29 protein-coding genes are annotated in these 22,818 nt (G+C 66.4%); all 29 read right to left on the reverse strand.

The window, feature by feature from the left end; translation table 11 throughout:
• Positions 1-16: 16 nt before the first annotated feature.
• Complete coding sequence (locus tag VGQ44_01405; protein HEV8445436.1) at positions 17-211, reverse strand: hypothetical protein; 195 nt, start codon at positions 209-211, stop codon at positions 17-19.
• Positions 208-558 (reverse strand): hypothetical protein, encoded by a 351-nt coding sequence (locus VGQ44_01410; protein ID HEV8445437.1) that lies wholly within the window; start codon positions 556-558, stop codon positions 208-210. Before VGQ44_01410 ends, VGQ44_01405 begins: the two co-directional genes overlap by 4 nt.
• Positions 555-1,361, reverse strand: a complete 807-nt coding sequence (locus tag VGQ44_01415) for a response regulator (protein HEV8445438.1) — start codon at positions 1,359-1,361, stop codon at positions 555-557. Before VGQ44_01415 ends, VGQ44_01410 begins: the two co-directional genes overlap by 4 nt.
• Positions 1,358-1,513, reverse strand: a complete 156-nt coding sequence (locus VGQ44_01420) for a lmo0937 family membrane protein (protein HEV8445439.1) — start codon at positions 1,511-1,513, stop codon at positions 1,358-1,360. The genes VGQ44_01415 and VGQ44_01420 overlap by 4 nt, the downstream gene beginning before the upstream one ends.
• Positions 1,514-1,539: 26 nt before the next feature.
• Positions 1,540-1,920: a hypothetical protein gene (locus VGQ44_01425; GenBank protein HEV8445440.1), complete on the reverse strand. Its 381-nt coding sequence runs from the start codon at positions 1,918-1,920 to the stop codon at positions 1,540-1,542.
• On the reverse strand, positions 1,921-2,751 hold the full coding sequence (locus VGQ44_01430; protein HEV8445441.1) for a hypothetical protein: 831 nt from the start codon (positions 2,749-2,751) through the stop codon (positions 1,921-1,923).
• A 12-nt stretch (positions 2,752-2,763) separates the two neighbouring features.
• Positions 2,764-7,545 (reverse strand): hypothetical protein, encoded by a 4,782-nt coding sequence (locus VGQ44_01435; GenBank protein ID HEV8445442.1) that lies wholly within the window; start codon positions 7,543-7,545, stop codon positions 2,764-2,766.
• Between the two features lie 3 nt (positions 7,546-7,548).
• Entirely contained in the window at positions 7,549-10,428 is a 2,880-nt protein-coding gene (locus VGQ44_01440; protein HEV8445443.1) for a hypothetical protein, read from the reverse strand.
• Between the two features lie 101 nt (positions 10,429-10,529).
• Positions 10,530-10,994, reverse strand: a complete 465-nt coding sequence (locus VGQ44_01445) for a hypothetical protein (protein ID HEV8445444.1) — start codon at positions 10,992-10,994, stop codon at positions 10,530-10,532.
• Positions 10,995-11,303, reverse strand: coding sequence for a hypothetical protein (locus VGQ44_01450; GenBank protein ID HEV8445445.1), 309 nt, complete (start codon positions 11,301-11,303; stop codon positions 10,995-10,997).
• 9 nt (positions 11,304-11,312) lie between these two features.
• Positions 11,313-11,708, reverse strand: a complete 396-nt coding sequence (locus tag VGQ44_01455) for a hypothetical protein (protein ID HEV8445446.1) — start codon at positions 11,706-11,708, stop codon at positions 11,313-11,315.
• A 29-nt stretch (positions 11,709-11,737) separates the two neighbouring features.
• A complete protein-coding gene (locus VGQ44_01460; protein ID HEV8445447.1) occupies positions 11,738-12,187 on the reverse strand; it encodes a hypothetical protein in 450 nt (149 codons plus the stop codon).
• Positions 12,180-12,596 (reverse strand): hypothetical protein, encoded by a 417-nt coding sequence (locus VGQ44_01465; GenBank protein ID HEV8445448.1) that lies wholly within the window; start codon positions 12,594-12,596, stop codon positions 12,180-12,182. The genes VGQ44_01460 and VGQ44_01465 overlap by 8 nt, the downstream gene beginning before the upstream one ends.
• The gene (locus tag VGQ44_01470; protein ID HEV8445449.1) at positions 12,596-12,943 is read right to left on the reverse strand and encodes a phage head closure protein; all 348 of its coding nucleotides are present in this window, start codon (positions 12,941-12,943) and stop codon (positions 12,596-12,598) included. The genes VGQ44_01465 and VGQ44_01470 overlap by 1 nt, the downstream gene beginning before the upstream one ends.
• Positions 12,940-13,614 carry a hypothetical protein gene (locus VGQ44_01475; GenBank protein HEV8445450.1) on the reverse strand — a complete coding sequence of 225 codons (675 nt, stop codon included), beginning with the start codon at positions 13,612-13,614 and terminating at the stop codon, positions 12,940-12,942. Before VGQ44_01475 ends, VGQ44_01470 begins: the two co-directional genes overlap by 4 nt.
• Positions 13,611-13,850: a hypothetical protein gene (locus VGQ44_01480; protein HEV8445451.1), complete on the reverse strand. Its 240-nt coding sequence runs from the start codon at positions 13,848-13,850 to the stop codon at positions 13,611-13,613. Before VGQ44_01480 ends, VGQ44_01475 begins: the two co-directional genes overlap by 4 nt.
• 7 nt (positions 13,851-13,857) lie before the next feature.
• On the reverse strand, positions 13,858-14,205 hold the full coding sequence (locus tag VGQ44_01485) for a hypothetical protein (protein HEV8445452.1): 348 nt from the start codon (positions 14,203-14,205) through the stop codon (positions 13,858-13,860).
• Between the two features lie 90 nt (positions 14,206-14,295).
• Positions 14,296-15,579, reverse strand: a complete 1,284-nt coding sequence (locus VGQ44_01490; protein ID HEV8445453.1) for a phage major capsid protein — start codon at positions 15,577-15,579, stop codon at positions 14,296-14,298.
• An 11-nt stretch (positions 15,580-15,590) separates the two neighbouring features.
• Positions 15,591-16,583, reverse strand: a complete 993-nt coding sequence (locus tag VGQ44_01495; protein ID HEV8445454.1) for a S49 family peptidase — start codon at positions 16,581-16,583, stop codon at positions 15,591-15,593.
• Positions 16,576-18,039, reverse strand: coding sequence for a phage portal protein (locus tag VGQ44_01500; protein ID HEV8445455.1), 1,464 nt, complete (start codon positions 18,037-18,039; stop codon positions 16,576-16,578). Before VGQ44_01500 ends, VGQ44_01495 begins: the two co-directional genes overlap by 8 nt.
• Before the next feature lie 2 nt (positions 18,040-18,041).
• Positions 18,042-18,281 (reverse strand): hypothetical protein, encoded by a 240-nt coding sequence (locus VGQ44_01505; GenBank protein ID HEV8445456.1) that lies wholly within the window; start codon positions 18,279-18,281, stop codon positions 18,042-18,044.
• Positions 18,282-18,334: 53 nt separating this feature from the next.
• Positions 18,335-18,505, reverse strand: coding sequence for a hypothetical protein (locus VGQ44_01510; protein HEV8445457.1), 171 nt, complete (start codon positions 18,503-18,505; stop codon positions 18,335-18,337).
• A 166-nt stretch (positions 18,506-18,671) separates the two neighbouring features.
• Positions 18,672-19,322, reverse strand: coding sequence for a terminase TerL endonuclease subunit (locus VGQ44_01515; GenBank protein ID HEV8445458.1), 651 nt, complete (start codon positions 19,320-19,322; stop codon positions 18,672-18,674).
• Complete coding sequence (locus VGQ44_01520; GenBank protein ID HEV8445459.1) at positions 19,319-20,233, reverse strand: terminase large subunit; 915 nt, start codon at positions 20,231-20,233, stop codon at positions 19,319-19,321. The genes VGQ44_01515 and VGQ44_01520 overlap by 4 nt, the downstream gene beginning before the upstream one ends.
• Positions 20,230-20,727: a P27 family phage terminase small subunit gene (locus VGQ44_01525; GenBank protein ID HEV8445460.1), complete on the reverse strand. Its 498-nt coding sequence runs from the start codon at positions 20,725-20,727 to the stop codon at positions 20,230-20,232. The genes VGQ44_01520 and VGQ44_01525 overlap by 4 nt, the downstream gene beginning before the upstream one ends.
• 171 nt (positions 20,728-20,898) lie before the next feature.
• Positions 20,899-21,114: a hypothetical protein gene (locus VGQ44_01530; GenBank protein HEV8445461.1), complete on the reverse strand. Its 216-nt coding sequence runs from the start codon at positions 21,112-21,114 to the stop codon at positions 20,899-20,901.
• Between the two features lie 14 nt (positions 21,115-21,128).
• Positions 21,129-22,139, reverse strand: a complete 1,011-nt coding sequence (locus tag VGQ44_01535; protein ID HEV8445462.1) for a hypothetical protein — start codon at positions 22,137-22,139, stop codon at positions 21,129-21,131.
• Between the two features lie 5 nt (positions 22,140-22,144).
• Positions 22,145-22,483 (reverse strand): HNH endonuclease, encoded by a 339-nt coding sequence (locus tag VGQ44_01540; GenBank protein ID HEV8445463.1) that lies wholly within the window; start codon positions 22,481-22,483, stop codon positions 22,145-22,147.
• Entirely contained in the window at positions 22,483-22,728 is a 246-nt protein-coding gene (locus tag VGQ44_01545) for a hypothetical protein (GenBank protein HEV8445464.1), read from the reverse strand. The genes VGQ44_01540 and VGQ44_01545 overlap by 1 nt, the downstream gene beginning before the upstream one ends.
• Positions 22,729-22,818 lie beyond the last annotated feature (90 nt).

Below are 22,818 nucleotides of genomic sequence, written 5' to 3' on the forward strand. Positions count from 1 at the left end.
GACAAACTGCGAGAAGCTAAAGCCCATGGCGTGTGTCCTTCTGGTGATCGAGGTCCGAGTGACGTGGCGTGAGGCGGTACGCCGCGTCCCGCAGATCCGCCCGTTCCGCCACCGTCAGGCAGACCGGGCGGTTGGCCTGGGTGTCGGCCAGGTGGTGCAAGGTGGCGATCACGCGCGCGAGCACGGCCGCGTCGAGGGCGAGTCGCGTCATACGAACGTCCAGTCGACGGGCCCGTTGTCGGTCATCCCCAGCGCGTCCCACACCGCCTCGCTGAGATCGATCCCGGCGCCGTTCATCGGCGTGCCGTCGCCCTTACGGCCGGTCTCGGCGCCCGGGCGCGCCGTGCCGAAGACATACGCGTCGTCGTGGGTGAAATGCGGCCCGACGTCGAGCACTTGCGCCAACGTCGATCGCCCGGTGGCGGGATTCGTGACACGCACGAAGCGCTGGAGCGCGCGCACCGAGGGCAATGCGACAAAGGCGACGACCGCATCAATGCGATAGCCGCTCGAGGTCACGTCGCCGATGAGGCCTTCGCGCGTCGCCTTGACGATCATCGGCCCGTGTACTTTTCCTGGGGCTGCGGCCCCACGCCGCCGATCGCCGCATGATTCGTGCGCGAAAAATAAAACCCCACCACGGTCCCGAACGCGACGGCCATCAGCGTGGGAATCTGGAGGTTCCGCACCATCCCGTACGCGCCGGCTCCCATCGTGGTGATGACGACCATCAAGGCGATCACCGATTGCGTCCGCTCCCAAATGAGATTGACCTGCCGCTGCCCGGCGGTCGTGAGATCTTGCTGAAACGTCGTCGTGGCGGGCACCGACGGGTCGACGGCCTGCACTTGCACGGCCGGGTGCGAGGCGCCGAGTTGCCCCTTGAGCGCGTCGACTTGCCCACTGATGCGCCGCCGTTCCTGCTCGAGCGCCTCGGTCTCCGCCGCGTGCGCGAGCCGATTGGCGGCCTCGAATTGGTGCCGCTCAATAATCAACAGCAACCGTTGTTGCAACGTCGTGCGGCTCTCGCCTTTGATGAGCACGTCTTGCGCGCCCGCCGCGAGAATTTGCCGGGTCACCTCCGCGCTCACGACGGTGGAGAGAATGATCAGCGGCAGATCCGGCGCCACGGCGCGGACCGCGATCACGGCGTTGAGCCCCGACGCATCGGGGAGCCCGAGATCGAGGATCGCCAGCGCGAACGTATCGGCGCGGATCGCGGCGAGGGCCCCGGCGAGGGTCGTCACCGTGACCAGCCGAAACGCGCTCGGCGGCAGCGTCAACGCGAACAGGTTCGCATCGTTGGCGTTGTCTTCGATGAGCAGCAGCGGAATCAGGTCGCGGTCGACCGGGCTGGTCACCAGGCGGACCGCCCTTGCAGCACGCGCACCATCACCAGGATCACGGCCACCACGAGCAGCACGTGCAACAAACCGCCGGCGGTGTAGCCGATCGCCAGCCCGCCGCCCCACCCGAGGAACAAGAGCACGATGAGGATGAGCAACAGATCCATCCCGGAGATCCTCCTTGTCAGACGCCTTACAGCGTGCCGGCCTTCGCCCGAATCGCCGCGATCGCCTGGGCGACGGTGATCGCCGCCAAGGGCGTCGGCAGCGCCGCGCGAATGACGTTGAGTTGGTCGATGATGGCGAGGGCGAGCGCCTTGGTTTCGATCGGCATCATGTCAATGACGCTTTGCGCCGTGAGGTCCGGCGTCGTGACGGGCGCGGCCTCGAGCACGGTCTGCACGGCCGTGATCTGCGGCGCCGTCCAGGCCGTCGCTTTCTTGATCACGAACGCCGGCGTCCCCGGTTGATGCTGAATCCCGGCCGTCGCATCCAGCGCCCGGAGTTGCGCGAGGAGCGTCGCGGGATCGGGCTCCGTGGTGCGCCCGACCGTGAAGGATTGGTAACTGGACATCTACTGCACCTCAATCGCAGGCATTTCGCATTCGAGCAGCGTCGCATTCACCGACACGGACCAGGTGCCGCTGACGTCCGGCGATGTGACGAACGAGATCGAATTCGTGCTCGCCGAGATAATCGCGCTGCCAAAGCCACGCGCGCCGCCATTGTCCGACCGCGTCACGAGCCCAAAATCCGTACGACTGGCCGCCGTGAAGCCGCCCGGCAACAGCCGTACGAGCGCGACGCAGATTTGTGACACGCTCGTCGTGAGGAGCGACATCTTGAAACTGAGCGTTTTGCCGGTCAGCTTGTAAACGCAGACCTGGACATCCCCGGCGTCGACGGTCCACGTCCCGCCGCTCGCCGTGTAGTCGCCTGCGTTGTACGCCGGGGTAATCCACGCCCCCTGTTCATGCCCGACGACGCGCCAGCGGGTCCCGACCAGGTCGTACTCCACCAACGCCCAGCCGGCGCCGGACGTCAGCGATCGGGTGCCCGTGACGCCGTTGATCAGCCGATTCGCGACCGCCGATCCGGTGTTCTGGTTGGCGAGGTCGACCTGGCCCGCCCCGACCGAGACGATCAACAGGCGCTGCCCATCCCCGCCAGCGGCGAGCCCCGTCAGGGTCAGCAGCGTGGCGTTATTGCAGCGGAGCAAGCCGCAGCCGGCGGTGAGGACAAAGTCGGCCTGCGTGCCGGTCGCCGTCGTCGTTTGCACAGCGCCGGGAATCGACAAGGCGGCGTCGATCTGGTTGTAGAGCTCGGTTTTGACGGCATTGTTCAAGACGGTCCCGGTCGTGCCAGAGCCGTCGTCGTCGATCCACGCCGTACGCGTAATAGGCATCGTGTGTGGCCTTTATGAAAGCGAGTCCCCGACCAGCCGCAGCAGATCGTCGAACGAAAAGCGGGTGCTGGCGGCCGTGACCGTGTAGGTCGGCGGCACGCGCGCGTTGAACTTGTCGATCGTCACTTGCTGAATGAGAAAGTCGCCGAACAGATTCGTGGGCGCGCCGATATTCGTCGAGACGGTTGCGCCGGCGCGCGTGTTCATGTCGCGCGACTGATAGGTCACGGTCACGAGGATCGCTTTGGTGAGTGCGAGCTGCGCCGTCCCGCGTGACAACGCTTCGACGCGCGCTAGCCGGCCATCCTGTAACGTCGACTCTTGCACACCGTCGCCCCCGATCAGCGCCGCGAGTGCTCCTTGCGCGACCACGTCGTCGACTTGCACGCGCAGATTGACGGCATCGCCGCGTAAGAGCCCGAAGACGATCGAGCCGGGGCCGGTCACTGGAATCCCGGTCAGTTGGGGCGCCGCCGTCACCGTCGAGTTGTACGAGACGGTCGCCGTGATCGAGCCGACGCCGCTCGACGGGATCCCCGTCAGTGAGCTGCCGACGATGCCGGTATAGCGGATCACTTGCTGCCCGTTGCCAATGACGGCCCAGCCGGTGCTCGGCATCCCGCCGAGTCCCGCCATGATCAACGTCGTCGACCCTGCGAGCACGTTGCCGGCTGGCTGCGCCAAGCCCGACGTGTCGCTGACTTGCACATTCGCGCCAAGGCTCGCGTCGGCGATCACGTCGGTGTAGGTCGTCGTGACGTTGTCGGCGATCGTCGCGAGGAATCGCAGTTGGGTGCCGCCGGCGACCGTGCGCCAGATCGTGCGGCTCGTGACCGCGGCGGCGCCGATCGGCAGCCCTAAGAGCGCGACTTGATTCGCCGTCGCCGTGTTCGTCACCGGCGCAGTCGCGCCCAGCGACGCGTCGGTCACCGTATCGAGAAAGGCCGTCGTCGTGTTATCCCCGAGCGTCGCCAGCAGCTTGAGCTGTGACCCGTTCGCCGTCGTGCGGTAGATCTTCCGAGCCGTCACGAGTGCGGCGCCGAGCGGGATCGCCGTCAGCGCAATCTGTTGCAGATACGCCGTCGACGTGATTGGCACGGCGACGCCCAAGCTCGCGTTGATGACCGTGTCGAGGAAGCTCGTCGTCGTGTTATCGGCGATCGTCCCGACCAGGCGCAGCCCGACGCCGGCCGACCGACGATAAATTCGACGACCGGTCACGGTCGCATCGCCGCGTGGGATCGACGTGATCGGCACCTGACAGAGCACGGCCGTATTGACCGTTGGCACGTTCGGTCCCAGGCCGGTCGTATTGACGGCCGGCGCGACGACGCCCAGGCTCGAGTCGGCGACGCTGTCAAGAAAGGTCGACGCCGTGTTATTCCCGAGCGCGCCGAGCTTCATATAGACCGAGCCGCCCGAGACGGTGCGATAGAGGTTCCGGCCGGTCACTTCTGGCGCCGGGCTGATCGGCACGGCGCCGATCGCCACTTGCCCGTTGACAGTCTGATCGGCGATCACGAGCGCCTGACCGGGACCGGCATCCGTCTCGCCGCCCGCCGTGACGAACGTCGCGAGCCACGCGTGCGTACCGGTATTCACATTGCCGGCGCCGAAGCCAGCCAGCGCGGCCGTCACTCGCGTCCCCGGCGCGACTGTCGGCGCGTCGGGAGTCTGGTCGACGTACGTCGTCGCACTGTTGTTGCTGATGGTCGCCAACAATTGAAGCTGCGACGCGCCGGCTGCCGTCCGATAAATGTTGCGCCCCGTCACGCCGGCCGGCCCGACCGGGATCGCGCTCAGGGGAATTTGATTCGTGACGGCCGTATTGACACCAGGCGCAGCGACGCCCAGCCCCGCGTCTGTCGTCGTGTCGGTGAAGCTCGTCGATGAGTTGTTCGCCAGCGTGCCCGCGAGCAGTAAGGTGCCGCCGTCGGCTGGTGACCGGTAGATCTTTCGCGCTGTCACGCCGGCCGGCCCCAGCGGGATCGCCGCAAGCGCGATCCGATTGAGTAAGGCCGTCGTCGCGCCGAGCGGCGCCGCGCCCAAGCTCGCATTGGCGACCGTATCGAGATACGACGTCGCCGAGTTGTTGCCGATGCTGACCAGCAAGCGCAGACCGGCGCCGCCGGATCGCCGATAGATGCGCCGGCCGGTGACTGACGGATCAGCGCTGGTCGGCACTGTGAGTGGCACTTGATTGCACGGCGACGATGTCGCCGTCGTGTTCACGGTCGGCACGTTGACGCCCAGCGACGCGTCGGCGATGTTGTCGGTGTATGTGGTCGTCGTGTTATCGCCGAGCGTCGCCAGCAGCTTGAGCTGTGACCCGCCCCACGTCGTGCGGTAGATCTTCCGCGCCGTCACGAGTGCGGCGCCGACCGGGATCGAACTGAGTGCGAACTGCCCCGTTGACGCGGTGTCAACCGTCGGCGCAATGGATCGCGTGACGAGGGTCGCGTCTGGCGTCGTGTCGTCGAAGGCGACGCCGTTCGCTTGCGTCGCGACGAGATACAAGGGACTGCCGGCGCCCACGGCGCCACGATAAATCCGGTAGCCGGTCACCCTCGGATCGGCACCGGTGCCAGGTGCCGTAATGTGTACTTTCTGATTCCCGCTCGTTGTGTTTCGTGAGGTCGACGCTAGGACAGCCGTTTCCCCTGACGCCGAAATCAACGTGAAGGCATACTCGTAAAATCCGACACCCAGCCCAGATCCGGCGACGGCGGTATACCCAGGCGCCACGCCCCCGTTCGAGATCGACGCCACAAACATCGTGAGCAACGGAGAGGCCGTCGTCTCGCCCGCGCCGGCGATGAACGTCACGGCGTACTTGTAGGCGGCGAGCGCCGAGAGATTACCGGTCGGTCCAGCCGCCGCCCCAGCCGGCGCGCTGCCGGGCGCTGCCGTCGTCACGCCGGCGACCGGCCCGGTCGTGACGGTGACCCCGATCGGCCCCGGCGTCGTCTCGCCGACGCTGGTTGTGAAGCTCAGTGCGTAGTCGTGCGTCCCATCGTCGGCACCGGCGCCGGCGGTCGGCGTCCCCGGCACCGGCGCACCGGTCGGCGCCGGCGTGACATCGGTTGCCAGCGTCACGATCGGCCCCGGCGTCGTCTCACCGCTCGCGGCGACATAGGTCACGGCATAGTTGTGACTGCCGGCGTCCGGCCCGCTGCCGACCGTCACGCCGGCCGCTGTCGGTGCCGTCGCGGGGGCCGGCAGCAGACCCGTCGACGTCGTCGTGCGCGGCCCGGCGGTCGTTTCGCCGGAGCTGGTCACGAAGGTCACGGCATAGTCGTGACTGCCGGCTGCCGGTCCGAGTCCGAGCACGGCCGCGCCGGCCGTCGGTGCCGTCGACGGCGCCGCAATCGGCCCGGTTGTGACTTGTGCACTGACCGGCCCCGGCGTCGTCTCGCCGATCGGCGTGACGAAGGTCACCGCGTAGTCGTGCGTGCCGGGGTCCGGCCCGGCCCCCATCGTCGGCGCGCTCGGCACCGGCGCGACCGTCGGCGCCACGGTGATCCCGGTCGCTTGTGTCACTGACGGCCCGGCGGTCGTTTCGCCGGAGCTGGTGACGAAGGTCACGGCATAGTCGTGACTGCCGGCGTCAGGCCCGACGCCGATCGTCGCGGGTGCCGTCGTCGGCGGGCTCACCGGCGCTGCCAGGTTCCCGACGGCGATCGTCGCCCGCGGTCCCGCAACTGACAGGCCGGCCGGCGTCGTGTACGTCACCGCGTAGTCGTGACTGCCGTTGTCGACGCCGGCACCGCTCGCCAAGGTCACGCCGGGCGCGGCGACCGGTCCCGCGCCGGGTCCAACCAGCGACCCGCCGCCGCCGAGCGCGCGCGCGGTATACGTCAAGCGATTCGGCCCGGATCGCACGGTGCCCCCGGTCGGCTCGTACCACGTCGCGACGTCGACGGGGATGATCGTTTCGCCGGGAGCGCACGCCTCTAGCGTATTCCCGCCCCCGCCTTCGACCAGCACGCGCGTCACGACCGACCCCAGGTCACGCTCGATCGTCAGCGCCGACAGCGTCCGATGCACGGCATTGATGATCGTCGGCGCCGTTTGCGTCGTGTCGACGAGAAAGGCGCGTACGACGCGGAAGTAGTCGCACAGCCACGAGCCGCCAACACGCTTCGTCAACTGCGTGAGGCAGTCGGAGAGATCCTGATCGGTGAAGGTGATCTCGTCGATCGGCAGACCGGTAAAGTCGGCACTGGCCGCCGCCGTGTAACTCGTCGCGAACGTCCCGACGAGTGCCGTCAGCACGGCGCCGGCCGTCGTCGCGAGATAGCGCGCGGTCACCTTCCGGCGACCGAGTCCCCAGGTGTAATCGATCAGGTTCACGTCGGCGAAGACGTGCGCCGGCACGCTGCCCAAATACCCCTGCTTGAGATTGAGGACGGTACCGCCGAACAGCCGGCGCATGTTGTTCTTTGACCCCAGCGTCGCGACGACGTCGGCGCCGGCGGCCGGCACGATCCCCCAGGTGCGCAGCGTCGCCGTCGTCGCGGCATCGTTCAGCGTGTCGGTGATCGAGAGAGAGTCGACGCGAATCCGATTGCCGGCGCCGAAGCCATAGGTCACCCCGACGCCCGCGATCGCGACGAAGACCTTGCCCGAGGTGTAATTGCTGCGCGTCGCGCCGGATCGCGCGATGGCGGAGAGCGCGTATTGTCGCGCGACGATGCCTTGCAGGATCGGCCAGCCGGCGCGACTGGCGCCCGAGCGCGCGACGCCGGCTCGAGCCGACTTGATCGCGTGCGCTGATCCAGACAGGCCCGGCATACGTCAGACGCCTGTCGGGAAGCGCACGCCCAACGATCGCAATCGGGCGATCGACGCATCGCCGACGGCTTTGCCGATCGCCGTCGGCGTGCCGAGGGGTTGTGTCACGGTAATGTACTGGACGAGCGTCACGCCGCCGCCCGTCGCGCTGCTGCCGCTGAGCGGGACGATGGCTTCCTTCCCGTGCAGCATGGCGAGCGTGCCCGCGCCAAAGTCCCCGACCCCGCCGGTGGCAAAGGAGGGCGCTTTCCCCGCGGCAGCAGCGTCGGCGGCATCGAGCGCCGCTAAATAGCGCGCTTGCGACGCCTTCGTGAGGTCCGACAGCACGTCTTCATTGATGCCGCCGATCGGACTGCCGTAAGCGGCTTGCAATCCGGCGTTCAAGTTAATCAGGCCCGCGAGGACGGCATCCTGCAACGTGTGGGTTTTGAACCACGCCGGGTCGTTCGCTTCGCCGTTGATGGCGGCCCCCGGATTCATGGCTTGGAACTGCGCCATTCCGGTGGCGGTGGAGAGATCCCACGTTTGGGATCCGCCGCCGAGGCTCGTCTGCTGCGAGTAGCCATTCCCGAGTTCGACGAACTGCCCGAGGAGGACCGCGACGGCCTTCCCCACCTCTTGGGTCTTCGCGATCACCTTGTCGCCCGCGGTATCAAAGCTGTCCTGCCAATGGAAGGCGGCGTTCTCGGCCGCCCGCGCTTCGTCGTCCTTCTGCTGAATAAATTTCGCGGTGAAGTCGCCACTATTGGCTTGCACGTACGCGTAGGTCGCCACGGCCTTGTCGGCGATCTCCTGAAGGGACTGGCGGGAGTGACTACTCAGGTCGCTCCAATTCACCATCACGGCGTCGAGCTTTTCTTGCGAGAGCGCCGCCAGCGCGGTGTAGAAGTCGGCCGTGTCGGTGTGCGCCGCGACCATTTTTGCGGTTAGGTCGGCCGCCCACTTCTCGATCTGCGCGATCTGCTTGTCGGTCGCGGTGCCGCCGTGCTCGACTTTCAGGGCGAAGTAGTCATCCCAGAGCTTCGACGTTTCCTCGACACTCTTGGCCTCGAGCTTGAGCGCGGCCTGTTCGTCGGTGAGTGAGCTGGCGACCGCCTTCACCTGGACTGCCGTTAGTCCATAGGCCGTCGCCAGCGAGGCTTGCGAGACGCCCGCGTCGAGATAGCCCTTGATCGCCACCGCCACGGCGCCGTCGATCGTGTCGAGCGTGCCTTTCCAGCCAACGCCGGAGGCGTTGAGCTCGCCCATCGCGGTCGTAAATTTTTTCGTGGCCTCGGCGGTATCGGTATTCGCCTTCAGAACCAGGGCAATCTGCGCCGCCGTCAGGGTCGACTCAGCTTCGATGTCCTTCATGGACACGTTCGCGTCTTTCATGTCCTGGATCCAGCCGCGGAAGCTGGGCGAGACGTTGTCGATACCGCCGCCCAATTTGCCCAAGGCAGCTTCCACACGGGTGTTCGTGGCGTTGTAGTCGTCCGTCGCGTTCGACGCGGCCTTCAAGTCGCCGGCGATGGTTCTGACCTGCGACGACAGGAGGCCGGTCAGGTCGCCCACGGTCTTCTGGGAATAGCCGAGCGTGAGCATTTTGGTCGCGACCTCGGTCACCTGGTCGCCGTACGAGAGTCCTTCCGTTTTTGCCACGCGGAACAGCGCATTCGCCGCATCCTGGGCGGCACCTTGTGATTGCGTGGCCACCTCGAGGTCCCCGACAGAGCCGGTCACGTGACGAAGGGTGTCGGCCGCCTCGGGGAGGAGGTTGACCACATTGACGACGGCGAGCTTCATCCGCGCCCAGCCGACCTCCCAGGCATCGGTCGCCGGCGCCACGGAGCGGCCCATCTGGATCCACCCTTCCTCCGTTTCCGTCGCCAGGAGATTCATCGAATTTTTGAACGCCGCGGCGGCGGCGACGTCGACCGTCGACCACGTGTCCCCGAGGTCGCGGCTCTGTTGTTCCAGATCACTCAGGGGCTTCAGCAACAGGGGCAACATGTCCTTGCCCTGCTTCCCGAAAATTTCAAACGCGACGGCGGCTTTATTGGTTTCACTGCCGGTGGCGCGTAGGGCATCGCTGACCGCGAGGAATTGCTCGTCCGGCCGGAGGGCCTTCACGGCATTGAGCGAGAGGCCGATCTTCTCCAATCCCTTGCTGACGGCATCGCCGTTGTCCTCGATGCGCTTCTGAAAGGTAAACATGTTGTCGCCGAACGACGAAAAGTCTCCACCCGCGGCTTGGACCGCGAACCGGAGCGTGGACACGTCTTCAACGGGGATGTTGAATTGCTTACCCATTCGCCCGATCGAGGCCCCTACCGTCTCGGCGTCGTTGCCCAGGCTGAGGAGCTCGCCGCCGAGGATCCCGCCGGCCGCGGCCACCGCCCCCAGCGCGATCCCCGCGGGACCGAGCGTTTCCGCGAACGCCAGGAGCCCACCTTTCGCCGTGCCGATCGGATCGCTGATGGCGGACTTGATGTCGAACTTACCTGTCCACTGGCCGAAGCTGTCGCCCGTCGTCTTGGCAGCGGTGCCGAGGCTGAGGCTCGCTTCCGCCGCACCACGGGCCTGGTCCGCAATGTTTTGAATGCCGGGCGGCACGTCCTGGCCCATCGCGCGCAACTTCGCGGCCGCTTCGGTCGCGGTGATGCCCAGGCGCGCGAGTTGGGCCTCCGTGAGTACGGAGACGCCGCCGATTTGCTCGACCGCCGCTGCGGCAATCGTGGCCTGCTGGACGATCTTGCCGCCTTCCAAACTGTTCGCGACCCGATTGACCGCCGCCGCCACGTTCGTGGCGCCGGATTCCATCGAAGTCAGCTTGGCGACGGATCCGTCGACCGCCGCTTGGAACGAGGCAAAATCGGCCTCGAATTTCCCGCTGATCGCCATCTAGTCGTCGTTCTCCTCGTCCGCGTCCTCGTCGTCACCCACTCGCTGGATGACTTTCTGTTCGATGAGCAGCTCGACGATTACCTGATAGTCGTCCTCGTCTAGGTCGCGGACGTCTCCGAGGGTCCAGGCACAGGCGCGGGCGACGGTGACGTCGCTGACGACGCGCTCTCGCCAGCCTGGAGTTTTTTTTCCTCCGCTCGCGCGGCCGCCATGGCCGTTTCGTGCCCCTCGATGGCGTTGAAAATCTCGGCGAAGCTCTCAGGGTCGATCGCGTTGAGCGACGCCGCCATCACAATCGGATCCAACTCGCCCGCCACGTTCCGCAACGGCAACACGTGCGTGTCATCCGGCCCCGTCAGATTCCACTCGAGCAGATAGGCAGTGACCTTCTCCATCCCTTGGGCGCGGAGATTCACGGAATGGCCGCCGAGGGCGTTCGTGACATATCGTCGAGCGAAGGCGTCCTGCTGTTCCCCGTGATTCAAGCGATCTTTCACGAGGAGCCAGTCCCCACGCGAGATCATGAGTGTGCGAGACGTCGGGCGCACCACACGTGACGGCATCTATTGCTCCGGCGGCCCGAGCCGCGCCATGAGTTGACGGTCGCCGACGTCGATCGAGTTCACCCCCCAGCACCAGGGTGGTCCCGTCTCCCGCGGCGCCGAGAAGAGGAGCGGCGTCATCCGAATTTGGTACGGCTCGACGCGCTCGATCGCGGCGGTCAAGAGCCAGATCTCCCGGCCGCCCTTGCGAATCGTCCAGTGTTTGAACGTCGCCACGGTGTGCCAGCCCCACACGAGGGAGCCGCCCACCCCGCGCAGTCGGATGCGATGAAAGGTTGCCTCCGGCGCCGCCCAATCTGCGAAGGACATACGCGCCCCCTATGGGGCTTCGGTCCAGCTTCCGGCTGCCTTGAAGGACGACGTGACTTTCGGTCCACCCTTCACGCTGCAATCGATGTCGGCGTCGAGATAGGCGAGGCCCGAGAACTTGAACGTCGGCTCGGTGGAGTTCGGCGCGAGCTCGAGCAGGCCCGGCGTGGCCGCCCGCGTCGCGGCGAAGATGATGGTGTTGGTGGAATCCCAGAACCCCGACAAGGAGCCGGAGATGTCCGGCAAGCCCGGCACCCAGACCTTGTTGTTGTCGCCAAAGCACGTCACTTCGTCGTAGTCCGTTTTGAGACTGAGCTTCCACCCGTTCAACGCGATGAGCGCGACGGGCGTGGTGCCCGCGGGATCGTATTTGACGGTGCCGTAGCGTCCGGATTTGATAGCCATGTGCTTCTACCCTTTCGATCGATTCCGCATTACACCGGCGCCTGCTGCACCCGGTACTGCCCGCCGCGATGTTGCCAACGAATCGACGCGTCTTCCTCGTCGACCTCCAACAGCCGGATCCGCGACTCCCGGCACAGCACCATGTGGGTGTAGCCGGGCACCGTCAACACGCCGTCCTCGAGCAGGGCATCGATGCGGGCGGCGCCGGCTTTCACGTGACTCGGACTCACCGTCGACAACTCGACAAACTTCACGAGATAGAGCGCATCTTCAAACCCGCGCTTGCCGAGCACGGGTTCGTCCACTTCATCCACGAGCGACACAATGACGAACTGCTTCGCATTCCCTCCCGTCACAAGCGACTTCCCTGCCTCGTCCATGAACACGCCATCGACGGCCAACCTCATCAACCCGCCGATGCCGGTATCCGCCGACAATTTCGCCACCAGTGCGCTGTCGATGTCCGACGAATCAGGCATCCCCGGTCACCGTCAGGCCTTCCTCCGTAAGCAGATCTTTCAAGTCGCTCCACATCCGGCGACGCTCCTGGACGATCGTTTGGGAAAACAGTGGGTTGGCCGGCATTGATCCGCGATTCGCGCCGAGTTTGTTGTGCCGCGCCTGCGTGCCCACGTCGAACGCGAGCGCGTGTTTCGAGGAGTTCCGGACGAGGGAAGTCGCGCCAAACTGATTCCGCGCGTGTGTAACCGTGAGATCGTTCCGTAAATCCCCGGACCGCGACGGATACCCCGCGTGGATCGTCGCGTAAGCGTTGTTGGCCCGCGCTTCGACGCGATCGGCGCCCTTTCCGGCCAAGGTCGCGGGCAGGTTCCGCAGGTCCGCTTTGAGTTCCTCGAGGCCGGTCCAGGTAAAGCGGTTGTCCGCCATCAGGACACCACCTCGGCGCAAAGCGCGACGGTTTCGAGGTCGTCCTCGTCGCTATTCACGACGCCGGTGACGTTGAAGATCCGCGTCCCGTAAATGACCCGCGTTTGCGTGGTCACTTGGGGGTGATACCGCATCGTCACGAGATGGGTCACGGTCGCCAGCACCGTCGCCGCAACGACCTTCTCGAGATCGCGCACCGTCGCTGGCACGATCGAGGCCCACACCGGTGAGGGTGAACACGCCGTCCACGTTTGCGTCGTGCCGCCGTCGCCATCGGACACCGCCGGGCCCGGATTCTCGAGGCCGACACGCTTGGTCAACGTCCCAGACTCCGTCCGGCCGCTCACGCGAGCGTCTCCTGGCGGAACGGCTGCAACAGGCGATCGACGCCGTAGGGCAACACGTCGGCCGAGCCCCGGATAATCGCGCCCGCCTCACGGTTGAGCCACCAATTTGCAATGAGCAGGAGCATCGCCGCCGTCAAGGCCGCGGGCACCGCGACGCCGGTGTCGCCGTAGCCGACGACACAATGGATCGTCACGCCGTTGAGTACCTCCATCGCCGGTGGGTACGGCCAGGCGTACTGTCCGTAGGCCAGCATCACGCGCCCCGGGGCGGCGTACGGCCCTTGCGGCGCGTCGAAGGCGTACAGCGTCGGGTCCAGATCGATGATGTCTCCACTCGCATTGAGGTAGTCGATGCCGGTGACACGCTGCAGCGGCGCGATCGGGATCTCAATCGCGCGCCGGGCCCAGGGAAACCGACTCAGGGTGACGTCGACGTTCTGGGTCAGGCACGCGCGCGACGTATACACCTCGACATCAAGGCGTGCGGCGCTGATCCAGCGGGTCAGTTCCGCATCCGATTCGGGCCCGTCGACCTTGACGTGCGCCTTTGCCTCGTCCAAGGTGAGCGGTTCTCCCACCGGCGGCGTGATGACGGACAGGCCGACATGCTGCGGCCAGCCACGCAGCCCGCCGCGCTCGTACGCCCAGTACGGCGGTTGGACGAAGCTCATCGCCGCGCCTTCTTGGGCCCGTGGATCGCGCGCTTGTACTCCGCCGTCGAAAACGAGGGCGGCGGCGGGTCGCACTCCACCGGCGGCGCAAGGTCGGCAGGCGGTTCGATCGACTGCACTTCCGCCGGCATCGCATCCCGCTGGGGCAGGAGACGCAGCACGACTGGTCCGCCGCACGCGCAATGCGCCGTGCCGCAAATCAGGCAGTCGCCGGGGTCCGCGCGAAAGCCCAGCATGGCCCGTTTACGAGATGACCGCGCCGTACGGGGCGCCGATCGGCACCCAGTGTTGGTTGACCGCGCGCAGCGTGATCGTGTCGCCCACCGCCGCGAACGCGATCTGATCGAACGCGGTGCCCTTGCCGCCGAGGCCCTCGGTGAGGGTCACCACGTGCGCAAAGGCGGTTTTGGCGGTGATCGTGAGCAGCATGCCGTCGTCCCCGGCCGCCGGCGGCGCGAGCGTAAACGCGCCCGCGCTCGGTTTCGCGAGCTCGTGCACGCCGTCCACGACGGGAATCGACCCGTCAACGGTGTATACGGCGAGATCGTCGCCGCGCACGTACTGATTTTTGGTCGCATTCCAACGCGGCATGGCGGGCTCCCTGAAAAAGATGTGACGCGCGAGGAACGGCGAGCCCAGAAACAACGGTCCGGACTCGCCGCGAGGGTGAGCGTCCGTCGACTAGAGCAGGCCGGTGACTTTCCCGAACGCCGCTTCGCGGTAGACGCACAAGGCGCCGCGCTCTTCGACGAGCATCGCGACCTTGTTGGTGGTGAAGAAGTCGAGATGGCTGTTGCTCATCGCGGCTTTGACCCCACCTTTCCGGAAGAACTGCGCGCAGGTCGCGAAGGCGCCCACGAGCGACGTTCCCGCCGGTTCGGCCGGGGTGATCGCGCCGGGCAAGCCCCACAGCTGCGCCGGTTGCGGCCCCGCCCACGGGCCCGAGCCCATGTAGTTGCCGTTGGCGTTTTTGGCGAGCTGGATCGTCAGCCAGTTCGCCGGGTTCATCACGAAGCCGTCGGGCTGAATCAGCGCGTTGGTCGCGATGGCCGAGATCTGTTTCATGAGCGCGTCCATGTTGGAATCCGCGCCGCGCGCGACGGCCGCCGCCAGCGCCAGCCGATTGTTGATCCCGCGCATGTTGGGTGCGACACCGCTCCCGTTGAGCAACTGGTCCTCTTCCGCGAGGCTCAGGAACATCTTCAGGCGCGCGTCGACGAGCGACTGCATGGCCGAGAAGTCCTCGAGCATTTCGGTGGTGACCGGAATCCACGTGGCGATTTTCGTGACGGGATCAGTCGCCTGCACGAAGGACAGCGCGGATTCGGGCTTCGCCGTGCCCTCGGCGACCGCCGCGGCCGCGTTGGTCTCGGCGAGCTCCTTCATGTAGATGATCGCGTTCGAATCGGTCGAGCCGGGGGCGATGAGATCCGCCACGACGAGCCGCCGCAGGCCGAGCATAATGACGCCCGGCCGATAGTCCGGCACGATCAGGGGCCCACCGGATCCGCCCGAGGTGTCGACGAGCGTGGCCTGCAGATCCACGGCCGGCGACGTGAACATCACGCCCTGCTGGACCTGATGCCCGCCGCTCTTGATGAAGGCACGAAACCCGGGATCGTTGACAAACTGCTCGCCCATGGACCGAGTCGACCGCGCCGCCGCCTGTCCCGTCCCCTGAGCCGGGCGCTCGACCATGCCCGCCGTCAGACGCTCGATTTCGTCCAACATGTTCGCGTCGCCAGCGGCGCTATCGATGCGGGCCTTGAGGCTCTTCCCTTCGTCGAGGAGGACCTGCACGGCCGCCTTTTCCTCGTCCGTCCGGAGCCGGCCCTTCACTTCGGGCGTGGTGGCGGTGGCGGCGGCGGCGACGTGCGCCTCGCAGGCGCGCATCTGGGTCTCGAGCAACGCTTTGATCTCGGCTTGCTTGGCGCGGAGATTGACGGCGAGCTGGGTGATATTCATGGTCAGGTCCTTCAGAGGTCGAGTTCGAGCAGCTGGCGATCGAGCGCGTGCTGCCACGTGATCTCCGCCTGACGCTCCTGGGACGTGGCCGCGCGAGGCAGCTCCTGGTCCGTGGCATCGACAGAGGCAAAGGCGAGGGCGGCGCGGCGATCCGCGGCGTCCGGGGACGCCGTCAAGAGGCGCGTGATGGTTTCGTCGAGGGTGGCGATGGAGTCGATCATCCCGTTCGCGAGGGCGGCCGGTGCGTCGTAGACGTGCGCTTTCCAGTCGGTGCGGACGCGATCGGCGGTCATGCCCTGGCCGCGACCTTTGACCACGCTCGAGACGAACGCGCTGTACGCGGCTTCGACGGAGGCCTGCGTGCGCGCGTCGTACTCCTCGCTCGGCGGTCCAGTCTCGTTGCCATCGACCTTGCCAATGCCGGCGGAGTAGTACTTCCGCTTGACCCCGAGCTTTTCGAGCGCCGCACTCAAATCGTTGTGCATGGAGAAGACGCCGACCGACCCGACCCGCGCCGACGGCGAGGCGACGATTTCCGTACAGGCCGCCGCGAGCTGATAGGCGGCGGAGGCCATCGTGTATTGCGCTTGCGCGATGATCGGCTTCTTCGCGCGCGCCTTCATAACTTCCGCGGCGAACTCGGGACTGCCGGCGACGCTGCCGCCCGGCGAGTTCACATCGAGCACGATGGTCTTGACGGTCTTGTCGGCGACGGCCGCGCGCAGCTGATTGGTGAGCTGCTCGAACGTCGTGCCGCCCGACATGTCGGACATCATGTTCATCCGCGGCGCAATGACACCGTAGACCGGGATGATGGCGATGCTGCCGGCGCGCGGCTGCGGAAGGTTCTTCCGGTCGACGAGCGCCGCCTGAATCTCTGCGCTCGAGCTCACGCCGGCGATGTGGCGCGCGAGGGCGCCCGCAATCACGGGCATCATGTCTTCGTCGATCGCCCACGGATGCGACAGCGCGAAGCTGAGGATGTGGGCGTAGCGATCACCCATGGAGCGCCTCGAGTTCCAGGTGCATCAGCGTCGCGTCGTTGACCGATGCGGCGAGATAGGCTTCGTTCGTCGTGCCCGTGAGCGCGGAGAGGTCCGCCGCGAGTTCCCGATTCCAGCGGTCGAGGTCGGCAGTGAAGGCCGCGGCCCGTTCAGCGATCGGAAGCTTGGCCAGCCGGGTCGCCTGTCGCGTACGGTGCGCCTGAATCACGGGCGAGACATCCACCGCGTCGGCGCCGGCTTTCGGCGTAGGTTTGAACGGGACCGGGGGATCGCCCGCCGCCGGCGCGGCGGGTCCGCCTTGCTGGGCCGCAATCTCGTCGGACGCCGGATTGTCGTCGGCCGGCAGGTTCTGCAGCGCGCGCGCCTCGTTCGGTTTCATCCACGGTTTGCCGACCGCCAGCGACAACGATTGCGCCTGCTCTTCGAACGAGCCTTTCAGTTTCTCGGCGATGTTGAATTCACAGTAGATGCGGTCGTGGTCGGCACAGTCCGGCAGCATCTGCCGCTCAATCTCCGCCTGGAACATCTCGAGCATCGGCCCGAGGCAGTCCGCATAGAGCATCTTGCGCATCTCGCGCACGTTGCTGTACGTCGCGTGATCGAGGATGCCAACCATCGGCAGCGGAATGTGGTACTGACTCGCGCACTCTTCCCGGGTCAACTTGCGCGCCGCGAGAAATTCGGAATCCTTCGCGCTGAAGCCGATCGGCTTGAAGGTCATCCCGTCTTCGAGGACAGAGACCGCGCCCGGCCGCGACCCGCCGGACGCGTAGGCCTCTTGCCACTGCCGGCGCCAGTCGGTCTTTTGCGCCGACGTCCACTTCGGCGCCGTCACCGGCCGTTCGATCACGCCTTCGATGCGCGCGGCATTGCCCCACAGGGATTGTCGATAGGCGCCGGCGGCCGCCTCTTCGGCGAGGATGCGACGCAGCGTCTCGAGCGGCGACACCCCGTCGAGCGGCCCGAAATGCACAATCTCGGAGGCGTCGAACTCGCGGCGCTGCCCGTTGAGCGACGTCCAGATGAAGGCGGTCGGGATCAGCCCGCCGCTGAATGACATTTCCCCGGCGGGCAAGCGCACCAGGCCCATCGCCGGTGTCGAGCGGATCTTGAGCCAGTACGCGTGCCAGTAGATCAGATAGTCCTGGACGGTGTCTTCGACCAGCCGGTAGCGCGTCGTCGCGGGGTTCGGATGATCGAGCCACTGCGCGAGCTCGTGATCGGGCAAGCGCACGCGGTCGGTGTCGCTCACCCGCCGGAACACCGGCAGCCCGAGCTGGGCCACGTTGCGCGCCAAGAAATCGACCGGAATACGGACGTTCGGTTGGGTGTCGTAGATCCGCTTGTAGGTCTGCGGCGAGGCACCGTACAAGTCGAGACTGCCCGCGCCGGACCCGGACATCTGCCAGGTGGGCGACGGCGTGCTCAGGGCCTGCAACCCGGCGACGGTCCGCACGATCACGGCAGGACCTGCGTATACGCGACGTTGGAGCGGTGAATCACCAGCTCGCCGGGTATCGGCGAAGGCGGCAGACCCGCCTTCAAGGCGGAGGCGTCCCGCAGCGTGAGCCAGCCGCCCCGATACGACCAGACCAGACCCTCGAAGGCCTCCGTCGAGTCGTGCGTGAGATTCACGATCACCCGCCGCAACAGATACGGCGGCCGCCAGAACAACAACCAGCGCATTAAGAAGGGCACGCCACACGTGTCAGTGTGAGTCGTCGGCGCCGACGGACAGGGTTTATCGATGTTTATTCGGCCGGCGGCTTCTGCTTGGCGAGGTCGCGGCGGATGATCTCGGGCACGCTGACGTCCTCGTGCAAGGCCCGTTTGGCGTACGCGTCGAACTGCTTCGTCGGCAAGGTAACCCCGACCTCCGTCGACGTATCCGCGTCGTCGACCGGCGGCCGGCCGGGCTTCATACCGTCCGCTTCCCACGGCGGCGGAGGCGGAATGCGCGAATCTCGATTCGGCGGCCGCCTCGGACGCGAAACTCGAGCCGGTGCACGAGGCCGCAGTCGCAGCACCGGATGTAGTGCCGGCGGCGATGCGGCCGTATCCACACCCCGTCGACCGCCTGGGTGTATCTCATGCGGTCACCAAGACGGGATCCTCAGCCGGCGCGTCGGTGTGGCGGTCCATGCGATCGATCGCGTTCACCAGGGCGGCGGCGCCGTCGATCTTTTCCGTGCTCAAGTCCTTTGAGAGCTTGTAGTTCCCGGCCGCGTCGAGCTCCACCACGATGTTGTCGATGTTCCACCGCAAGATCGGGTGGCCATCGTGGCGCAGCCGCCTCGAGAGGATGGCCGTCTCGAGCGATTTCGTCGGCGCCGTCAGCGACGCGAAGCCCTGCCGCATCGGGATCATCGGCAGCCCGTCCTGCAGCAGCCGCGACACCAGGTCGGTCGCGTTCCACGGGTCGTAGGAGATCTCGAGGACCTGGAACTCGGCCGCCCACCCATGGAGGTGATACCGCACGAATTCGTAATCGGTGACCGGGCCCGGCGTGGCGATGAGAAACGCCCCGCGTTCCCACTGGTCGTATGGGACCCCGTCCCGATTGACACGCGCATGCATGTTCTCCTTCGGCATGAAGAACTGCGCCAGCACGTCAAAACCGGGCCCGACGTCGTCCGGGAAGATCGCGACCGTCGCGGTGAGATCCTTGGTGGACCCGAGGTCCACGCCGATGTAACAGCGCCGGCCCTTCAGGCGCGTGCGAAATTCGGCCCGCGTCATGGGGTCGCCTGTGCGACATCCACCACGCAACACGCATCCCAGGCCGCCAGCGGCACCCAACGTTCCGCGCTCTCCGTCCACTGGTTCAGATACAGCCGGCGGAACGTCATCTCTTGCGCGGGAATCTGTTGGGCACGCGCGGCCAGGCTGCGCATCTCCTCGAGGCTGCGGAAGTCGCCGAGCGCGGGGTTGGCCTGCTTCCAGACCTTCTCATCCGTCCAGTCGGCGCCGATCGGCGCTTCGAAGAGAATCGGTAGGAATGTCGGATCGAGCGACGGCGTCGCGCGCACCTTCAGCGCGTGCGCGTAGAGTTCCCACAGAATCGAATGGCGGTCGTACCCCGCGGTGGAAATCGCAATCATGTACGGCTGCAGCCGCGCGCCCTGGCTGGTCGACAGCACATCCCAGAGATCCCGGTTCCGCGCCACGTGGAGCTCGTCGTAGATCACCACCGAGGCATTGAAGCCGTGCTTGTTGAAGGCGTCGCCGGAGATCGCCCGCGCGAAGCTGCCGCTGGCCCGATGCACGATCCGTTTCTGGGATCGGATGATCTCGACCTGGGCGGCGAGCTCGGGATCGTTCTCGATCATCGCGACCATGGCGTCGAAGACCTTCGAGGCTTGCTCGAGGTCGGCCGCGGCGCAGTAGATCTCCCCGCCGATTTCGCCGTCGAACAGCAGGAAGTAAATCGCCAGCGCCGCGGCGAGCTCGGTCTTCCCGTTCTTGCGCGGCAGCATCAAGAGACAGGTGCGATAGAGGCGCAGGCCGTCCTTCCGGGTCGTGAACAGTTGGCGGATGATCCGCTGTTGCCAGGGACGGAGGTTGAACGGCTGCCGGCCGAAGACCCCAGATGTGTGGGTCAGGTTGTTGATCAGGCGAATGGCACGCGCGCCAGCGGATTCTTTCTTCACTTGAGCACGCCGGCCCATTTGCTGGTCGCCGGCGTCTCGTCGTGTTGTTTCGGGACCTGGATCCGCGAGCGACTCACCGGCTCGAGCCCGAACAGCGCGTAGTACGGCCGGATGATCGGCGCGAAGTCTTTTTCGATCTTGATCGCCGCAGTCAAACGCGCGTGCGACCGGCGCACCCACTGCGACGGCCGCTCGCCGCTGTTGCGCGGGGGGGGATCCTTCCGGCCGGCCGCCCATTCCAGCGTCGCCTGCACCTCGCACAGCATCCCGAATGCCGTGCCGTCGACCGACGTCAACGTGCGCATCGCGATCGCCATGGGCGCGAGTCGATCCCACACCGCGGCCGCCGGCGTCGACAACGTCAGCGGCTTCACGACGTCGCCCGGTGGCGGTGTCGGCTCGTCCGGGTTCAGTTTTCGCTTGCCCGGGTTGCCGCGCAGCACCTTCAGCGCCGTCGGTTGGGGCCGGCGGCCGCTGTTCTTATTCCCAGCCATCTAGCGGGTTATTTCGCGCATTTGTTTTTCTGCGAAATCCGGTGTTTCGACGCGACCGGTCTGGCGGCCGCGCGAATTTCTCGTGATTCGCACGCCCCCCGCCCGGCAACGCACGTGCGCCGTCGCGCGTCGCGCGTCGATGTCAAGTGGAACCGGTCGCGTGTTGCACACTCACGGCTTCGGCACGACATCGAACGTCTGCGTCGCGCGGTTCCACCGCAAACGTGTCGCGTCGTGCGCACACACCATCTCGCTCGAGTCCTCGGCACCGACGGCCCAGTTGCGTTGGACCGTGCCGTCCTCGAGCTTCAACGTGTAGAACCGACGCGCCTGCAGGAAGCGGTCACTGCCGCACGTCGGACACACCACGTAGGTGGGATCACTCATTCGTTCCTCCTTGGTCAGACCTGGTCTTCGTTGCGTGAGGCGAGGTATTCCCGGCAGCCGTCGCGGATGGCGATGGTGCGCGCATCACGGACGCGCAGCTGATAGAGGCCCTGGTGGTCGCGCATCAGGTCCTCGTGCGGGTCGAACTGGTTGGCGATCAGGATCTGGTTTCGCGTGCTGTAGCCGCGTGACTTCATGGATCCGTGCCAGTAGTGCAACGCCAGTCCGGGGACGACGCCGACGTTTCTGAGCAGCACGGCCGCACGCTCCTGCCAACGATAGATTGCGCGGCGATACCCCGGCGAGAACGTCGGGGACACGAGGTCGTCCGTGAGGCGGGCCAGCAGGCCGAAGGCCATGTAGGTATCGGCGCTCCCGAGGATGCAGACATCGAGGAGGCCGCCGACCGCGTCCCACGCGTCCTTGCGCCACGCCCACGCCAGACCGGGCGGGCCGGGCCATGGCACCTTCCCCGCCCGAGGATACGGGTACGTGGTGCCGACGTGCGGGGTATTCCGCGGCCAGCCGTGCAGATAGCTCGCCATCAAACTCGGCGAGGACCCGATCAGGTGATAGTCCGCGTCGAGCAGGTGGTACTCGGACCACATCTGCACGCAGGCGTAATGCTGCAGGCGCTGGACCGTTTCGTTGGCCCAGTCGTCGCGGGCAAAGCGCGTGTCGGTGTCGATATAGGCGAGGTATTTGGCCGTCGGCGGCAGATGGCGCGCGCCGAGATTGCAGGCATGTTCCTTGAACCAGAATTCATGGCTCGTCCGGAGTTGGACATGCTGCGGGTTGTCGGCTTGGGTGATCGCAAACGCGCGGTGGCCGAAGGCGACTTCCACCGTGTAGGGGATCGCGCCGGCTTCGGTGCACATTTTCACGGCGTCTTCGTAGAGCTTCCAGCGGGTGCGGTAGCGGGCGGAGTTCGAGACCGGGAGCAGGACGTAGAGCGGATCGGCGACGCGATCCGGGCGTTGGAACAGGGTCGGCAGGTGGGGCGGCGTCGACGCGGGTGTCTCCATAAGGCTCAACCTTTGAGGGTGTTGCAGGATCGGCACAAACTTTGGTGATTCTTCGGGTCCATGCGCGCCCCGCCGCTCACGAGCGAGCGGATGTGATCGACGACGCGCGCGAGCGTACGCTTCCCGTGCTGCACGCAGCGACTGTGCTCGGCATAGAACTGGCCGTCGTGGCGTTGGCCACACCAGGGAAAGCGGACGAGCCAGGCGACGGCGTACCCTGTCCACTCGTGGGTGTAGCCACGTTGCTGGGCGGTCGGACGCGGATGATCGGGACACTGCTGGCCGGCGGGAATCAGCTGCGGGCAGCGAGGATGCGTGCAGGGGCGCGGCGGGGCCATCGCCATCAGGACTTCCGCGTCACGTACAGGCCGAGCATCGACCCACTGACGCCGCCGCAGACGTAGCCGACGTGCGCGATCAGCGACTCGGTCGACGCGACGTACCGAATCAGGGTGAAGTTGAGCACGGCGATCGCCGCGTCCGTGCTCGCGGTGCCGAGGTAGTGGCCGCGCGCGACCATGCGCATGTTGATACAGAGCAGCCCGTAGTTCAGGAACATCAGCCCGAAGAACAGGAGACACGTCCCCATCAGTGCGCCGCTCCCGTCATCGCGCGGCGCAGGGTGTGCAGCGCGGCGGTGCGGAGTTGCGAGACGCGGGATTCGCCGATGTGGTGGTCG

It is taken from the genome of Gemmatimonadaceae bacterium (assembly GCA_036003045.1).
Lineage (GTDB): Bacteria > Gemmatimonadota > Gemmatimonadetes > Gemmatimonadales > Gemmatimonadaceae > JAQBQB01.

Bases quoted from the DNA above. Each gene is read 5' to 3' on its own strand.
- VGQ44_01405 (HEV8445436.1), bottom strand. From the start codon at position 211: ATGACGCGACTCGCCCTCGACGCGGCCGTGCTCGCGCGCGTGATCGCC.
- VGQ44_01410 (HEV8445437.1), bottom strand. From the start codon at position 558: ATGATCGTCAAGGCGACGCGCGAAGGCCTCATCGGCGACGTGACCTCG.
- VGQ44_01420 (HEV8445439.1), bottom strand. From the start codon at position 1,513: ATGGATCTGTTGCTCATCCTCATCGTGCTCTTGTTCCTCGGGTGGGGC.
- VGQ44_01425 (HEV8445440.1), bottom strand. From the start codon at position 1,920: ATGTCCAGTTACCAATCCTTCACGGTCGGGCGCACCACGGAGCCCGAT.
- VGQ44_01430 (HEV8445441.1), bottom strand. From the start codon at position 2,751: ATGCCTATTACGCGTACGGCGTGGATCGACGACGACGGCTCTGGCACG.
- VGQ44_01435 (HEV8445442.1), bottom strand. From the start codon at position 7,545: ATGCCGGGCCTGTCTGGATCAGCGCACGCGATCAAGTCGGCTCGAGCC.
- VGQ44_01440 (HEV8445443.1), bottom strand. From the start codon at position 10,428: ATGGCGATCAGCGGGAAATTCGAGGCCGATTTTGCCTCGTTCCAAGCG.
- VGQ44_01445 (HEV8445444.1), bottom strand. From the start codon at position 10,994: ATGCCGTCACGTGTGGTGCGCCCGACGTCTCGCACACTCATGATCTCG.
- VGQ44_01450 (HEV8445445.1), bottom strand. From the start codon at position 11,303: ATGTCCTTCGCAGATTGGGCGGCGCCGGAGGCAACCTTTCATCGCATC.
- VGQ44_01455 (HEV8445446.1), bottom strand. From the start codon at position 11,708: ATGGCTATCAAATCCGGACGCTACGGCACCGTCAAATACGATCCCGCG.
- VGQ44_01460 (HEV8445447.1), bottom strand. From the start codon at position 12,187: ATGCCTGATTCGTCGGACATCGACAGCGCACTGGTGGCGAAATTGTCG.
- VGQ44_01465 (HEV8445448.1), bottom strand. From the start codon at position 12,596: ATGGCGGACAACCGCTTTACCTGGACCGGCCTCGAGGAACTCAAAGCG.
- VGQ44_01475 (HEV8445450.1), bottom strand. From the start codon at position 13,614: ATGAGCTTCGTCCAACCGCCGTACTGGGCGTACGAGCGCGGCGGGCTG.
- VGQ44_01480 (HEV8445451.1), bottom strand. From the start codon at position 13,850: ATGCTGGGCTTTCGCGCGGACCCCGGCGACTGCCTGATTTGCGGCACG.
- VGQ44_01485 (HEV8445452.1), bottom strand. From the start codon at position 14,205: ATGCCGCGTTGGAATGCGACCAAAAATCAGTACGTGCGCGGCGACGAT.
- VGQ44_01490 (HEV8445453.1), bottom strand. From the start codon at position 15,579: ATGAATATCACCCAGCTCGCCGTCAATCTCCGCGCCAAGCAAGCCGAG.
- VGQ44_01495 (HEV8445454.1), bottom strand. From the start codon at position 16,583: ATGGGTGATCGCTACGCCCACATCCTCAGCTTCGCGCTGTCGCATCCG.
- VGQ44_01510 (HEV8445457.1), bottom strand. From the start codon at position 18,505: ATGAAGCCCGGCCGGCCGCCGGTCGACGACGCGGATACGTCGACGGAG.
- VGQ44_01515 (HEV8445458.1), bottom strand. From the start codon at position 19,322: ATGACGCGGGCCGAATTTCGCACGCGCCTGAAGGGCCGGCGCTGTTAC.
- VGQ44_01525 (HEV8445460.1), bottom strand. From the start codon at position 20,727: ATGGCTGGGAATAAGAACAGCGGCCGCCGGCCCCAACCGACGGCGCTG.
- VGQ44_01530 (HEV8445461.1), bottom strand. From the start codon at position 21,114: ATGAGTGATCCCACCTACGTGGTGTGTCCGACGTGCGGCAGTGACCGC.
- VGQ44_01535 (HEV8445462.1), bottom strand. From the start codon at position 22,139: ATGGAGACACCCGCGTCGACGCCGCCCCACCTGCCGACCCTGTTCCAA.
- VGQ44_01540 (HEV8445463.1), bottom strand. From the start codon at position 22,483: ATGGCGATGGCCCCGCCGCGCCCCTGCACGCATCCTCGCTGCCCGCAG.
- VGQ44_01545 (HEV8445464.1), bottom strand. From the start codon at position 22,728: ATGGGGACGTGTCTCCTGTTCTTCGGGCTGATGTTCCTGAACTACGGG.